Below are 15048 nucleotides of genomic sequence, written 5' to 3' on the forward strand. Positions count from 1 at the left end.
CAGCAAGAAAAACCCACCACCAAGAAAGGAAGTCTCGAAATGGACCGAATCAAACTGGACGCGTCGGTGCGATTCCGCAGCCCCTGCGAAGGCGGCACGTGCGTCGAGGTCGCCATGATCCACCTGGTGGCCGTGCGCGACTCGAAGGACCCGCAGGGGCCCGTGCTGCTGTTCGACCGGGACGAGTGGCGTGACTTCACCGGGGCCGTGAAGTCCGGCGAGTTCGACGTACCGGCCGACTGGCCCGAGGCCGGTTGATCTGAGCGGCCGAGGCCGGGGGACGCCGGGGCCGGTTGGCCCCGGCATACCCCTCCGTGCGGGCAGGTGATCGGCATGGGTCATCTGCCCGCACGAATGGTGTCAGCAACCTCGGACAGGAACACCCTGGCCTCGTCGTCGAAAACCGCCATCTGTCGCAACAGCGACCAGCGCGTGCGATACAGGCCCACGCTTTCGTCACCCTTGACAACGAGGTTGGCGTGCACCGTCTCGACTGTGACGACGGTGTCACGCTCTTCGTCCTCCCCCTCCTCGCGGGCGGCGCCATCGTGAGCGGTCTCCGGGTCGTCCGTCTCGAACATGACGAATGCGTGCGTCATGCTGGCCACGGCCTGAGCGGACAGCGGGATGAGCCCGACGGAGACGTTCTCCAGCGTGCTCAGCGACGCGATCCGGTCCAGTTGCGCGAGCAACAGTCGCGGCGGGCCGGGCCGCCAGCGAAGCGCCGCCTCGGTGATCAGGAACTCGAACTCCTTGCTCTCGTCGTACAGGATGAGCTGGCGATCCAGCCGGGCCGCCAGCACGTTCGCGATCTTGCCTTCCGGATGGCCGGGCTGGAACAGGGTCAGCACCCGCTTGGCGTACTCCGCCGTTTGCAGGAGGCCCGGCACCAGCGCCGGCTGATAGGTGAAGATCCGGCGGGTGCTCTGCTCCAGCTTCTGGATGTCCCGCTGCAGGTGAGGCCGGGTGTGCAATGCCGTACGCCAGGTCTGCACCTCAGTGAACGCCGCCTGGACGAGCGAGTCGAGCACCTGCCGCGCATCCTCGGGGGCGCTCACCGCCACCGCCCACTTCGCCACCTGGACGGACGACGGCATCGCCGCCCCGGCCTCGATACGGGACACCTTGGACTGGCTGATCCCGATGAGATCCGCGAGCTCTCGCCCGGAAATGCCGGCCATGTCGCGCAACCGTCTCAACTCTGCTCCAAGCACCAGCCGTTTGATCTGCGGATCCACACCGTCGTCCATCACCACAGGGAACTTGCCTCCGTCGTCAGAGCCAGCTATGCACTCTGATTCAGATTGATTCATCAAGATGTAGCAAGTATGTGGATGATTCAGGTCCGGAGTCAACACGGTACAGACAACCTGGCCCGAGGTCAGACCACACGGAGTGGAAAGTGACTGAGTTATGCCGACCTAGCATGATTCTTGTGGATTGAGGGCGACAAGACGGCAGTTGTGGCATAAGGGGCTGATGGGACAGTAAGCGCCTGCGATTGCACAGGAACGTCGGTCCAGCGTCCGGCTCGCGGCCAGCCCACTCCGCGGCCAGGGTGTCCCGCTCGGAAATACGGTGTCATGCTGTGAGCTGGGGTTTTGCTGCGCGATCAGAGCGGCGGCTGCGTCGGTCGGGTTGACGAGTGCGCGGCCGCCGCCGCCTTTGTGTGTGCTGTCGGTGTGTGCCGTGCCGGACCGGTGGTTTCGGTCGATCACTGTGCGCTGGAAGGGCAGCGATCAGCCCGTGACCTGGTATTTTTCGCGCGACGCGCATGCCTCAGCCGCCTGATCAGCCCGAGGGGAAGCTTGTTTCGGATCGATGGTGGCGGGATGATCAGGTTTGCACCTCGGCCGATCAGCACCAATGTCAGCGGGGTGCGGCACACTGTCGGTGATTCCTGTGGGAGCCGAGGTGAGGAGCCGACTGGTGAACACTCCCAGGCAGTTCAGTCTGTTGATCCGGTTCGCCCTGGACACTCTTGGGGAGCGCAATGCGCACCACGAGTTCGAACAGCTCTGTCTGGACGTGGCCCGTCTGGTGCTCGTGAGCAATTTGGTGCCGGCGACCGGCCCCGTAAGCAGCGGGGGCGATCAGGGTCGGGACGCCGAGAGTTTCTGGACGAGCCTTGCCGCGGCTCCGTCGCCGGTCTCGGCTTTCGCGCGCCTAGCTTCGACGGAGAAGGTCGTCATGGCCTGCACGATCCAGAAGGACCGCGTCCCCGCCAAGATCAGAAGGGATTTGGCCTCGATCTGCGGCCAAGGCAGTCCCGTACAACACGTGCTGTACTTCACAGTGGCCCCGGTGCCGGTAAGCACACGACATACGCTGGAGGATGAGGCGCGGGATGTCCACCAGGTCAAGCTGGACATCTTCGATGCGGTTGCTCTGACAGATCTCCTGGCCAGGCCCGAACTCTACTTCCTGGCCGAGCGATATCTGAGTCTTCCGCCGCTGCCGGGTATCAGCGACGCGTCCATCGGCGACCTGTCGCTGGCAGTGCCCGAGGACTTGGTCGAGCACCGAATCCGCGGACGGGAGGCGCTGCTGACCGCGTTGGAGGAGCGGGTGGCGAACGCCGGCGGGCGGTTGGTCCTTTGCGGGATGGGCGGCACCGGCAAAAGCACGGTCGCGCTGGCGCTCGCCCGACGAGTCGCCGTACGGCGGACAGTGTGGTGGGTCGATGCCGCGACCCCGGCCGCCTTCGTGGCGGCGTTGCGTGAGGTCGCCGTACAAGCAGGGGTGGAGCGTGCCGAGGCGCGTGAGGTGTGGCGCAACCACGAGGCAGCCCGAGATGTGCTGTGGGACGCTCTAAACAGGTCGACCACTGCGCCATGGCTGCTGGTCGTCGACAACGCCGACGACCCGGCGCTGGTGCGGGACTGGATCAGGCAGCCGGTCACGGGGAACACGGTGGTAGTGACAAGCCGCGACCAGCGCTCCGACTCTTGGTGGACGTCGGCGGCAATCCATGCCGTTGCCCCGATCTCCGAGGCCGAAGGCGCCGAGATGCTCCGTGAACTGGCGCCCGACGCCGGCTCCGAGGGCGATGCAGTACACCTGGCGCGGCAATTGGGCGGCCTTCCTCTCGCTCTGCTGCTCGTGGGCAAGTATCTGGCGATGACGAGCGGTGACCTGGTGCTCCCCGAGTCGGAGGTGCCTCGGACATTCGCTGCGTATCGGGAGTCGCTGGACACGGAGTTCGCCGAGGCGGTCACAGCGCTGCCGCACGATCCACACGGCCCGCTGGCCCGTACATGGGAGATGTCGCTGGATCTGCTGGAGATGCGGGGCACAGTGGCCGCGCGGCCGCTGTTCCGGCTGATTTCGTTCTTCGCACCTGAGCCACTGCCGGTCGCCCTGCTTCGCAGGAGTGTGCTCGCTGCCGCAAACGACTTCAAGAATTTGTCCTCGTCTGGGCTCGAAGCTGCGGTACGCGGTCTGCTTGGGTGCGGACTGCTGCACCGTCGGCGCTTCGAGGGGCTCGGTTCGACGGCCGAGACACTGATCGTCCACCCGCTTGTCAGGGAGATCACCCGTACCCAGCCACCCGCCATCGAGGCAGCACCGGTGTACGCGACTCTGTCGACCGCCCTGCTTGCAATGGTGGCGAAAGGGCTCGACCCGGTCGTCCCGGCGAACTGGCCTCTGTGGCGGCTACTGCTGCCGCACTGTGTCCACGTCGCGGCAGACACGACGCACGCTGCCGCGCTGGAGCACCGGATGCGAGGCGACCTCGCAGATCGGGCGGCGGTGTACGCGCAGCAGTCAGGCCAGTGGTCAGTGGCGGAGGAGCAGTTTGGCCATGCCCTGACTGCATACGCCCACACCGCTCCCGATGACGGCCCCAGGACTGTGCTGACGACACGGCACAACTTCGCCCTGCTGAAACGCGATCAGGATCGTCTCGATGAAGCGGAGGCAGACTTCGGTGACATTCTGCGCACAGCGACGCGGGCGCTCGGTCCAGATCACGCGAATACGTTGACCGCTCGCCACGAATTGGCCCGGTTCCGCCTCGACCGGGGGGATGTCGAGGGCGCGCACACGGAGTTCTCAAGACTCGTCCCGCATCTGATCGCCGTCCTAGGCCCCGAGCATTCGACCACCCTCGCGGCGCGCCACGAACTCGCCAGAGTGCTGCGTGGCCGAGGAAACCTCGCCGAGGCCCGCAACTCGTTCGAGCAACTGGTTCCCGACATGGCGAACGCGCTGGGCGACGCTTCTCCCAATACGCTAACCTCCCGCCACGAACTGGCGGACCTACTGCTCGAACTCGGTGAAGTCGAGCAGGCCCTCGACGAGTTCGAGGCGACTCTCCGCCTGGAAAGACGGACGCTGGGCCACGACCATCCAAGCACGCTGGTCACTCGACACAACGTCTGCAACGCGTTTCTACAGCTCGGTCGGTTCGACGAGGCTGAGACAGAGCTGCGCGCCATCCATGCGACGTGGGCCCGTATCGCCCCCCAAGGGCACACGTCCTCCCATCGAGCCCAGGGCACTCTCGCGGGGTTGCTCTCCGCGACGGGGAGGCCCGCCGAGGCCGAGGGACATTTCCGTGCAGCGGCCGAGGCATTGGCAGCGGCGCTTGGTCCCACTCACCCTGAGACAGTCGTCGCCCGCCTGGGCCACGCCGACACGCTTCGTCTGCTCGACAGACATGCCGAGGCGCAGGCCATGCTGCAGTCCCTGTTGACCTCTGTCCTCGCCTCTCACGGCACCGGCCATCCCAGTCTGCTCTCGGTGCGCCGGCACCTGGCGGACGTGTACTTCGAGCAAGAGCAGGACACCGCCGCCGAGCATCAGCTGCGGCTTTTAGCTGAGGCGCAGAGCGACGTTCTGGGGACGGGGCACCCTGACACCTTGAGAACCCTAAGTCAGGCGGCGGCGGTCGCTCTTCGCCAGGGCGAGGTCAACCGCGCCACCCGCGAACTGGCTGCCCTAGTCGACCCACTGGCCTCGCACCTCGGCAGCGACAACGAGGACGCCCTGAGCGCTCGGCTGAACTTGGCCTACGCGTATCTGCTCCTCGGCGACTCTGCAGCGGCAAGTCGCCAACTGACCGATGTCTTAATGGCGTACGAGAACGGTTGTCGTGCTCCGGACGAGCTGCTGGCATCCGCACAGGATCTGCAGCGTCAACTAGGCTAAGACCGCACTGAATTGGCAGCAGGCATGGTCGTGTGCCGCGTCAAAACGTGGCCACGATGGCGCTGGCCTGCGGCTTGACGGGCTCCGTTCTCGCAGACAAGATCGCGTCTTGTGCTTGTTCGCCTGCTCTATCTGATCACGCTGCGAGTGTTCGGCTGGTTGATGTTGCTGGGCCGTAGCCAGGCGTCGAAGGACGCGGAGATCATGGTGTTGCGTCACGAGGTGGCGGTGCTGCGGCGTCAGGTCGGACGCCCGAAGCTGGGTTGGGCTGATCGGGCTTTTCTTGCGGCGCTGGCCCGGTGGTTGCCGGCGGCGCTGCGCGCCCATCGGCTGGTTACCCCGGCGACGTTACTGACGTGGCATCGTCGTCTGTTGCGCCGGGCCTGGACCTACCTACCCACATCGGCCCGAGCGTCCAGGAACGAGCCAGGAGATTCGTGACCTGATCCTCCGCTTGGCGAGGGAGAATCCCGGGTGGGGCAATCGACGGGTGCACCTCGAGGTGGTGCGACTCGGCTTCCAGGTCAGCGCGGCGACCGTGCGGCGCATCCTGCGCTCGAGCCGCTTCGGACCGGCGCCCCGACATCTCGACACCTCCTGGCGGACCTTCTTACGTTCACAGCCAAAGGCCCCCTGGCCTGCGACTTCTTCCACGTTGACACGATCTTTCTGAAGCGCCTGTACGTGTTGTTCGTGATGGAGGTCCACACGCGACACGTATACGTCCTGGGCGTCACTTGCCATCCGACCGGCGCATGGACCGCTCAGCAGGCCCGCAATCTCCTGATCGACCTCGGCGAGCGAGCAGGCTCGTTCCGCTTCCTCATCCGCGACCGAGACGCCAAATTCACCACCGTCTTCAATGAGATCTTCGCCGCCATCGGCATTACGGTGCTGAAGACGCCTGTGCGGTGCCATAACTCGTCCACGGCATCTGACCTGGTCTTCTATGCTCAGCGTTCGTGTTTCTACGCCTCCTGTACCTGCTGATGGTCCGGTTGTTCGGCTGGTTGAGCCTCCTCGTGCGAAGCGATGCCTCCAAGGATGTGGAGATTTTGGTGCTGCGGCACGAGGTCGCCGTCCTGCATCGTCAGGTCGCCCGGCCGCGACCGGACTGGGCCGACCGGGCGCTGCTGACGGCGCTGGCACGGCTGTTGCCCAAGCGGCTTCGGCTCCATCGGATCGTGACGCCGGGCACCTTGCTGGCCCGGCATCGCCGGCTGGTCACCCAGCACTGGAGTTACCCGAGCACAGTCGGGCGCCCGCCGGTCCCGGACGAACTACGGGATCTGGTGCTCCGGCTGGCCCGGCAGAACCCACGATGGGGGCACCGGCGCATCCGAGGTGAAGTACTCGGCCTCGGGGTTAGTAACCGATCTCCCTGACGGGAGGCCCGTTCCGGGCTGAAAATCGGGGTGGTTGCCCGCCGACGTCGTTCCTCTATGGTCCGCTGGAGGCCGTGGGTTAGTAGGACGCCGGAAGCCGCGCCGTGGGCTGCGGGTGCCGAGTATTCATCCGTGCAGGTCATGGAGGTGATGCGTTCTCCCCCGCTCCCGTCGCGCGCGCCCCGCACGGCATGATGGTCGATCGTGCTATTGCGCTTGGCCTACCTCACGGTGACGACCACCTTCTCGTTCCTGGGGCTGCTCCCCCGAACCGACCGGGACAAAGAGATCGAAATCCTGGTGTTACGGCACCAGTTGATGGTGCTGCAGCGGCAGGTGACCAAGCCCGCTTTCACGCCGACTGATCGGTACCTCCTCGCTGGGCTGCTTCACCGCCTGCCCACGGAGAGACTCCGGCACCTTGTGTTGCTGGTCCGCCCGGACACCGTCCTGCGCTGGCACCGCGATCTGCTGCGGCGCCGTCACGCCGCAGCCAGCGCACCTCGCGGGCGCGGACGTCCGCGTACCATCCGGCCCATACAGTTGCTGGTGTTGCGACTGGCACGGGAGAACGCCTCGTGGGGCTACCGGCGCATTCACGGTGAGCTGGCCGCGCTCAGCATCAAGGTCGCTGCCTCCACCGTGTGGGAGATCCTCAAAGCACACGGCATCGACCCGGCTCCCGAACGGACCGCCACAACCTGGGCCACCTTCCTGCGCAGCCAGGCAAATGCCTTGCTGGCGTGCGACTTCTTCGAAGTCCGCACCCTCACCGGCGCCCGCCTGTACGTTCTGGCGGTCATCGAGCACGCCACCCGCCGCATCCGCGTCCTCGGCGTCACCGCCCACCCCACCGGCCAGTGGGTCACCCAACTCGGCCGCAACCTCGCCATGGACCTGCAAGATGTGGGTAGCTCGGCCAAGTTCCTCATCCGTGACCGGGACGCCAAGTTCGCCGCGGCCTTCGACGCGGTGCTGGCCGATGCCGGAATACGCATCGTCAAGAGCGGTGTCCGGCTACCGCGAATGAACTCCATCATGGAGCGCTGGATCCAGACCTGCCGACGCGAACTGCTGGACCGGACGTTGATCTGGAACCAGCACCACCTTCTGCACGCTCTGCGCGAGTTCGAAACCTTCTACAACGAACACCGGCCGCATCGGGCTCTCCGCCAGGCAGCTCCGCTCCGACCGCTTCCCATTCCCAACGCCGCACCAGCCCAGATCACGGCGCTCGACATCCATCGACGTGATCGGCTTGGAGGCATCCTGAAGGAGTATCGGCATGCGGCTGGACCTGGCCGGATGATTAATCGGCACCCGCAGGCAAGGAGATGAACAGCACCCAACTGGGATACGCCGTCATCGACGTGGAAACCACCGGCCTGCGTCCGTCGTGGCACGACCGGATCATCGAGGTCGCCGTCGTCCTGCTCGACCCGATCGGACACGTCACCGCCGAATGGAGCACCCTGGTCAACCCTGAACGCGACCTGGGACCACAACACATCCACGGCATCACCGCCGCCGACGTCCGACACGCGCCCGCCTTCAAGGACATCGCGGGCACACTCACCGGCCTGCTGCAGGGCCGCGTCCCCGTGGCCCACAACCTCCGCTTCGACCTTGGGTTCCTGCAGTACGAATTCGGCCGGACCGGGGCCCCGATCCCCAATCTCGACGCTATCGGCATCTGCACGATGACCGAGGCTGTCCGCTTCCTGCCTGCCGCCCCCCGCACCCTCGCCGGCTGTTGCGCCGTCGCTGACATCTCGCTCGACGGTCACCACGACGCGCTCATCGACGCCCGAGCCACTGCCGCGCTGTTACGCCACTACCTCAGCCTCGCCCGCCCCGACTCACCATGGACCCACCTCCTTCGCAACGCCACCGCACTCCCCTGGCCAGCCATTCCACGCACCGGCTCCACCCCCGTCCGGCGAGGCGTGTCCGCCGAACGCGACACCCATTTCCTCGCCCGGATCCTGGACCGGCTACCGCGCGCCTCCGACACCGTCCGCGCCGACCCCTACTTCGCGCTGCTCGACCAAGTTCTGCTCGACCACCACATCTCGGCCACCGAAGCCGACGCATTGACCGCCTTGGCCGCCCAGCTGGATCTCAGCCGTACAGAAGCCATCCGCCTGCACCACGAGTACTTGAACGCGCTGGCCCAAGCCGCCAAGGCCGATGGCATCGTCACACCCACCGAACGCCACGAGCTCGACCTCGTCGCCGCCCTGCTCGATCTCCCATCGGCAGCGGTCGAAGCCGCGCTGGCATCGAGCCACGTACCCCACCATCTCTCCGCCGCCGGCGGCTTCCGTCTCCAGCCTGGTGATCTCGTCGTCTTCACCGGAGAAATGGCGGGCGGGCGAGAAATATGGGAGGAGCAGGCGCGCCAGCTTGGCTATGTCCCCCACATCGGTATCACCAAACGCGTCCGGTTGCTGGTCGCCGCCGACCCTGACTCGATGTCGGGAAAGGCACGTAAGGCTCGCGCCTATGGCATCCCCATCGTCACGCCGGACGCCTTCACACGCATGAGTTCCTCAGCCGCTCATCAAGGCCTGTAGCACACGTAGCCATGTCATCCACGTCGGATGAGCTTCCCCTGTAGCCCGGATACCTGAGGTCACCTGATCGAATGGGCCCCTGATAGCTAGGCGCGTGCTGGAGGCAGACCGTAGCGGCTGACGGCCAGGTACGTCTCCGGCGTCGCCGCTTCGAGAAGCCCCTCGTCGCCTTCCAGGTCGAGTTCTGGCTCCTGAGGACGGCGCAGCAGATCACTCCAGTCGCTTGTCGCTCCCCGCTCGAAGGCGTCGCGGAGCCGAGGGCGCAGCCGGGGGCGGGCTTCCTCCTGCTGCTCGCGGAAGATCCGCCGCTGGATGAGTCGCTGTTCTTCCTGAGCGTCGTCGCTGAGTTCCTGGTCATCGGCCCGCAGGTCCTCGGCGCGCAGCCCCAAGGTGCGCTGAGCGATGGCCAGGTCTTCCTCGTGGAGGCGCTCGCAGGCGGCGTACAGCTTCCGGGACATGCCGAGGTGAACCTCGGTTCCGGGGATCCGGCAGGTGAGGAAGTCGTCAAGGCCCCAGGAACGGACCCTGGCGCGCAGCGTGTGCCGCTCGGTGTAGGGCGCTACTCCGCGGGCTTCGGCCCTCATGGCGCGGGTGAAGTCGTCGCCTTCCAGGGGCGTGGTAAGCCCGGAGCGCCGACGACGGGACGCGCGGTCGGCGGAAACGAGCACGGTGCGGAGCTGCGAGGCAGGAGCGGAGCGCAGCGCCAGGTAGGCGAGCATCTGGGCGCGGGCCGCACCGATGAGCGCGTCGTCGCTGTCGCCGAGACGGTCTTCGAGATTGCCCGGGCCGCCCGCTGACTCGTCGTCGATGTCGAATCCGGCTGCGGTGAGCGGCGGCTGTCCGAAGTGCAGGCCGTGGTCGATGGTGAGGAAGAGGTCGTCACCGGGCCGCACACACGCTCCGACCAGGACGGTGCGGTGGGAGTACGAGCCGAGAATCTTGCTGCCGGCGGCCAGTTGCTCCCACCCCTTGCGGAGTGTGCCGAGACCCACGTCGCCCCCCTTGGCCTCGATCAGCCAGTACAGATTTTCTGCCTGGTGCTGCCCCCACAGGTCGGGCAGCTTCTCTTTCGGATCCTTGAACGTGTTGCGCAGGGCGGAGATCGGGCCACCCAGTTCGAGGTGCTCGGTCTGACCGAGGCCCAGCAGTGCGCGGCAGGCCCACTCGGCCATCGTCATACCCAGCCGGTAGCCGGCTGCGTTCTTCGCGCTGCGCTCGGTGCCGTACGCGTACACCGGGTTCAGGGTCAGGCGCCGGCCCTTGATGCCTGGTACGAGGAACGGAGACATGAAGGGGTGCATGCCGAGATAGGCGTACAGCGGCGCAACCCGGGCGACGAGCTCCCCGTGCGCATACCGCGGCTGATTCCGCAAGTGCGGGGTGACGTCGCGGCCGACCTCAATGGCGGCCTTGATGATCTCCCGCCAGGTGGTGGTCGAGACGTACCAGCCGTCGGCCGCCGGGAACCCGCCCGACCCCGCCCACGGCTTGAGCACGGCCGTCCGCCACTGCCTCCTGGGCTTCCTCGCAGGCCCGTTACGGAAAAGGACCGGCACGTCGAAGCTGTCGGCGTAGGTGAGCGGCGGCTCGTCAGGGACGTGTGCGGGGATCATGTGGATCACTCTGGCACGGTCGGATCGCTTCCGGCACCGGGTATGGGGTTGCCAGCCGGTTCCAGTGAGAGCCATTCGGTTGGCCTGGGAGCGGGTGTGAGGCCCAAGAACTCGCGTACTTCGAGTGCAGAGCCCTTCGGCCGGTGGAAGGAGGGGTTCTGGGGCGACGAATGGCTGGTCTGGGTCACCTGGGATCACGTTCGTGATCTTGGCAATGGTGTACGCTGTCCCGCTCGGAAACACGGTTTTCGTGCTGTGAGCTGGTGTTTTGCTGCATGATCAGAGTGGCGGCTGCGACCATCGCGAGGTGTTGTTGTCGTTGCCTACCGGTTGGTGCGGTGCTTGTTCGGCTTGCTGACAGTACTGGTCCGCACTGAGTTTCGGCAGGCACACTGCGAACACGGTGCCATCATGAATGCGCAGGTCAGCGCCTTTGTCCTAATTCTGACACCCTTCGGGGCTTATGTCCCGTATGTCCAGCTTCCTATCTCTCCCACGCGATTGAGATGGATCCGATATCTGGTAACGCCACTGACCAGGCCATGCCTGCCACCTAGCAGGTCAGCAGCACGCTGCACTCGATTTCTTATGTTGCGTTCCGACACATCGGCTTCCGGCACACCACTTTGCCCCTCCCGCGATGAAGCCCTACAAGTGCGAGTCGACCGACAAGTGCGTATGCACGCGTTCTGACACCACACAACGCACACCGCACGATGATTTCTCGACGTCGAGATTCCTGCCGCCGTTGAGGGAAGACTGTGTCCTTCGCAGGACAGTGTCGAGACCCTTCGCTTCGCCGGCCCGCCACGAGGGACCCACCGATGCGGGGACACGGCGAAGGCCGGCCATGCACGGATGCCCGTTCGCCTCGCCAGCACCGACACTCTGCTCGTGCAAGGCTCGCTGCGGCGATCCGGGCAGGTCACCCCTACTGGCGATCAGCCAATGACACACCCCCTCGGACTATCCCGCTACAGGAACTACCTATTTGGACGTCCGCTATCACCCTAAGAGGGCGTCAACAATAAGCGGCGCGTCGAAACATTTGAACCCTACGTGACAATTGGCACGTACCTATATAGGCTCGGCAGCTATGTCGGAGCCTGATTCGTCCTATGTGCGAAGTCGCGCCTGTCGCGCGACCAAGACACCATGGCTGTGCATAGGCGACGAAACAGTGCTCACCCAATTTGCACGCAAAGCGGACAAATACCTGAATGAGCCGCGATACGATCGAGAGCGGGAGATATCTTTATTAACCGGCATGCTCACGATCGAGCAGGCTGCCCGCTACGTGCTCAAGGCGGTATTTCCCAGAGATATCGAGCGGGCCAGCGTACGATATACAACGGCGCGAGACCTAAGGAAGGCCGACTTCGCGATCCTGCATACCCCAGGCCGCATTTCCGCAGCTTGCGACGGTAAGCTGAGTCACGTCTCGGTGATCTGGCCTGCAGACGACCCTGTGCAGAGACAGGACATCCCGTGGGATCTCGACGTGACGGAACGCTTCATCCAATGCTTCAATAGGCAGAGGGATGAGAGGAGGTAGGGCGGTGAATCTAGACTCCATGATCAAGCGTGGGCATCCTCCTTGGCGTCCCCGACCCGAAGCCTCCGACCTAGACGTGTGGCACGAGTACGAGGTCCCCCTAACGGGAACCTTCCGCCTCAGTGGACATCTCGTCCTCTTTACGCAAGTGGCGGCTGCCACCGAAGAGCGAAGCGCGTGGGCATATGTGTGCGTCGATCCAGACTGCGCCGAGTTGGTAGAAAATGCCGATTTCTCGTCGCTGGACGAGATGGACGCGTTCGTACAGCGCAGGTTCGCTAACCGGGAAGCAGTGATCGCCCTTGCGGACGGTGACAAGCTCCTCGACACCTGGACACGCGAGACCATCGACTCCGGTGGCTTGCAGCAGGCGCTTGAGAGCGCGCTCAACAAAGTGATCCAGAGCGTAAACCGCGTGGGTGAGCAGGAGCGCCGAATCCGAGCCAAGTTAGCAGGGGTTGAGGCGGCAACGGCAGAGCTTGACCTGCTGACGGCTTGAGGTCGAAGGCACTTAGAGGTCCTGACAAAGGACCTTCGGACGAGGCGTCGCCAGCAGATGATCGCGGCGGCGAGAGTCATGAACGCTTCGTGGATGTCGTCGCGGATCTCCTAGCGGATGCGCAGACGGCGGACCCAGTGCAGCGCTATCGTGCTTTCGGCACCCAGCGGTGCACGCCCAGGCCGGAGCCTGTGCTGCGTCACAACCCAGACACGATAGCTCTGACCTGTGGTTTGACGGGACCGTCCCTGCAAGCAAGATCGCGTCTTGTGCTTGTCCGCCTGCTCTACCTCATCACGCTGCGGGTGTCTCGCTCGAGAATACGGTTTCGTGCCCTGAACTGGGGTTTTGCTGCATGGTCAGGGCAGCGGCTGGGAGCATTCGCAAGGTGTTGTTGTCGCTTGTCTACCGGTCGGTGAGGGTGCGAGTGCCGAAACCCCGTCCGACAGTCTCGCCTGCAAGTCTTTAATAGGCGAAGATCATCTCTGAAGCGGGCGCTCAAGCGATATTGTGCAGTCGCGACCTGCCGTCCGCGTTGGCAGCAGAAGCACGCCTGATGCGGCTGGTGCAGCGTCTGACCGCCGCCTGTCTCCGTCCCTGATCAGGCACAAACTGCCTCATTGTCAGGGCTCGGTGACTCTGCCACCATCAAAGGATGACCGGGAGGCGCCGGTGGTCCCCTGTAGCCGCCGGAAGCGCTTGTCTGCTCGGAGCGGCGACGATGGTCGCGGCCCTGAGCGGAACGGGGTGGGTATTCGTCCTGGGAATAGGCACCGTAGTGGCGGTCCCCACCCACGTCGCACTCCATCGCGCCCGCAGCCTGACCTCACTCGAGACTCACTCGGACGAGGGCAGCCAATTGCTGCCCGAGGAGCTCCTGGAGAGCGCCGGGGATCTGCCGCGACGTTCCTCCTGCTCGAACTGGCTGAGTGGTTGACGATTCAGTTCAGGCAGCTAGCCGGGCAGTTGCGACGCCGCGAAGCCCTGGCGGCGATCGAGCGGAGCATCGTCCTCTACCGTGATCAGGCAGAGACGCAGCCTGTCCCGCTCGAAAATACGGTTTCGTGCTGTGAGCTGGGGTATTGCTGCATGATCAGGGCAGTGGCTGCGACCATCTTGAGGTGTTGTTGTCGCTTGTCTACCGGTTAGTGAGGGGCTTGTTCGGCCTGCTGACCGCGCTGATCCGCTCTGATCTGTCCAAGGATGTCGAGCTGCTGGTGCTCCGTCAGGAGAACCACGTGCTCCGCCGCCAACTCGGCAGTCGACCGCAGTGGGGTCATGTCGACCGGCTCTGGCTCGCGGCGTTGTCCCGGCTGATCCGCCGCTGCCGATGGGCGGAGGTGTTCCCGGTCACCCCGGCGACGATATTGCGTTGGCATCGCACCCTGGTGAGGCGTAAGTGGACCTTCACCGACAGACGACACCCGGGACGGCCTTGCACTCGCCGGCCGGTCAAGGCACTGATCGTGCGGATGGCGCAGCAGAACCCGACCTGGAGACACCGGAGAATCCAGGGTGAGCTGGCGCGCCTGGGCTACTCGACAGCGGCCTCCACGGTGTGGGAGATCCTGCACGCCGCCGGCATCGATCCGGCGCCCCGCCGGGCCGGGCCGACCTGGAGGCAGTTCCTGACCGCTCAAGCCCACGCGATCATCGCCTGCGATTTCCTGGTGGTCGAGACCGTGCTACTCAAACGGCTGTATGTGCTGGTCTTCATCGAGCACGGCACCCGGCGACTACACCTGGCCGGAGTGAGCGCGCACCCAACCGGAGCATGGACGGTACAGCAGGCCCGCAACCTGGTCATGGACCTGGGCAACCGCATCGCTGGGCTGCGGTTCTTGATCCACGATCGCGATCCGCTCTTCACCTCCGCCTTCAGCGCGGTCTTCACAGCTGAAGGGCTGCGGATCATCACCACGCCGCCGCGGACTCCTCGGATGAACGCCATCTGCGAGCGAGTCATCGGCACCCTGCGCCGCGAACTCCTCGACCGGATCCTGATCCTCAATGAACACCACCTGGCACACGTGCTCCAGGAGTACCTGATCCACTACAACGGGCACCGGCCACACCAGTCCCGGCACCAACGTCCCCCGGACATCGCAACGCAGCCCACCCGCGACGTGACCAAACTCAACGGCCAGCGAACCGTCCGCCGAAAACCCGTCGTTGCAGGCATGATCAGCGAATACCACCACGCCGCTTAACCGCAGCTCAGGCCACGTAACTCAATATTCGAGCGGCACAGGCTCGGCGGCGTCCT

12 protein-coding genes are annotated in these 15048 nt (G+C 65.1%); 10 read left to right on the forward strand and 2 right to left on the reverse strand.

The window, feature by feature from the left end; translation table 11 throughout:
* The first annotated feature begins 39 nt into the window (after nt 1-39).
* Entirely contained in the window at nt 40-258 is a 219-nt protein-coding gene (locus ACFPZ3_RS31900; RefSeq protein ID WP_379517992.1) for a DUF397 domain-containing protein, read from the forward strand.
* A gap of 80 nt (nt 259-338) precedes the next feature.
* On the opposite strand, the gene ACFPZ3_RS31905 is transcribed toward ACFPZ3_RS31900, so the two are convergent.
* Nucleotides 339-1358 carry a helix-turn-helix domain-containing protein gene (locus ACFPZ3_RS31905; RefSeq protein ID WP_379517993.1) on the reverse strand — a complete coding sequence of 340 codons (1020 nt, stop codon included), beginning with the start codon at nt 1356-1358 and terminating at the stop codon, nt 339-341.
* Nucleotides 1359-1929: 571 nt separating this feature from the next.
* Here ACFPZ3_RS31905 and fxsT point away from each other — a divergent pair.
* The 6 genes from fxsT (at nt 1930) to ACFPZ3_RS31935 (ending at nt 9115) form a co-directional block, all read left to right on the forward strand.
* A complete protein-coding gene (fxsT, locus tag ACFPZ3_RS31910) occupies nt 1930-5154 on the forward strand; it encodes an FxSxx-COOH system tetratricopeptide repeat protein (protein ID WP_379517994.1) in 3225 nt (1074 codons plus the stop codon).
* A gap of 111 nt (nt 5155-5265) precedes the next feature.
* Nucleotides 5266-5595 (forward strand): hypothetical protein, encoded by a 330-nt coding sequence (locus tag ACFPZ3_RS31915; RefSeq protein WP_379517995.1) that lies wholly within the window; start codon nt 5266-5268, stop codon nt 5593-5595.
* Between the two features lie 33 nt (nt 5596-5628).
* Nucleotides 5629-6144 carry a hypothetical protein gene (locus tag ACFPZ3_RS31920; RefSeq protein WP_379517996.1) on the forward strand — a complete coding sequence of 172 codons (516 nt, stop codon included), beginning with the start codon at nt 5629-5631 and terminating at the stop codon, nt 6142-6144.
* Nucleotides 6117-6539 (forward strand): hypothetical protein, encoded by a 423-nt coding sequence (locus ACFPZ3_RS31925; protein ID WP_379517997.1) that lies wholly within the window; start codon nt 6117-6119, stop codon nt 6537-6539. Before ACFPZ3_RS31920 ends, ACFPZ3_RS31925 begins: the two co-directional genes overlap by 28 nt.
* Nucleotides 6540-6755: 216 nt before the next feature.
* Nucleotides 6756-7877, forward strand: coding sequence for an integrase core domain-containing protein (locus ACFPZ3_RS31930; RefSeq protein ID WP_379517998.1), 1122 nt, complete (start codon nt 6756-6758; stop codon nt 7875-7877).
* Complete coding sequence (locus tag ACFPZ3_RS31935; protein WP_379517999.1) at nt 7874-9115, forward strand: exonuclease domain-containing protein; 1242 nt, start codon at nt 7874-7876, stop codon at nt 9113-9115. Before ACFPZ3_RS31930 ends, ACFPZ3_RS31935 begins: the two co-directional genes overlap by 4 nt.
* An 86-nt stretch (nt 9116-9201) precedes the next feature.
* Here the strand turns inward: ACFPZ3_RS31935 and ACFPZ3_RS31940 are convergent, their stop codons facing one another.
* A complete protein-coding gene (locus tag ACFPZ3_RS31940; protein ID WP_379518000.1) occupies nt 9202-10728 on the reverse strand; it encodes a hypothetical protein in 1527 nt (508 codons plus the stop codon).
* 1267 nt (nt 10729-11995) lie between these two features.
* Between ACFPZ3_RS31940 and ACFPZ3_RS31945 the strand changes: the two genes are divergently transcribed.
* The 3 genes from ACFPZ3_RS31945 to ACFPZ3_RS31955 all read left to right on the forward strand — a co-directional run bounded on the left by ACFPZ3_RS31945 (nt 11996) and on the right by ACFPZ3_RS31955 (nt 14992).
* Complete coding sequence (locus ACFPZ3_RS31945) at nt 11996-12283, forward strand: hypothetical protein (protein WP_379518001.1); 288 nt, start codon at nt 11996-11998, stop codon at nt 12281-12283.
* A 19-nt stretch (nt 12284-12302) separates the two neighbouring features.
* The gene (locus ACFPZ3_RS31950; protein ID WP_379518002.1) at nt 12303-12782 is read left to right on the forward strand and encodes a hypothetical protein; all 480 of its coding nucleotides are present in this window, start codon (nt 12303-12305) and stop codon (nt 12780-12782) included.
* A gap of 1121 nt (nt 12783-13903) precedes the next feature.
* Nucleotides 13904-14992 (forward strand): integrase core domain-containing protein, encoded by a 1089-nt coding sequence (locus ACFPZ3_RS31955; RefSeq protein WP_379518003.1) that lies wholly within the window; start codon nt 13904-13906, stop codon nt 14990-14992.
* The last annotated feature ends 56 nt before the right edge of the window (nt 14993-15048 follow it).

The sequence above is a fragment of the Nonomuraea insulae genome (assembly GCF_042656245.1).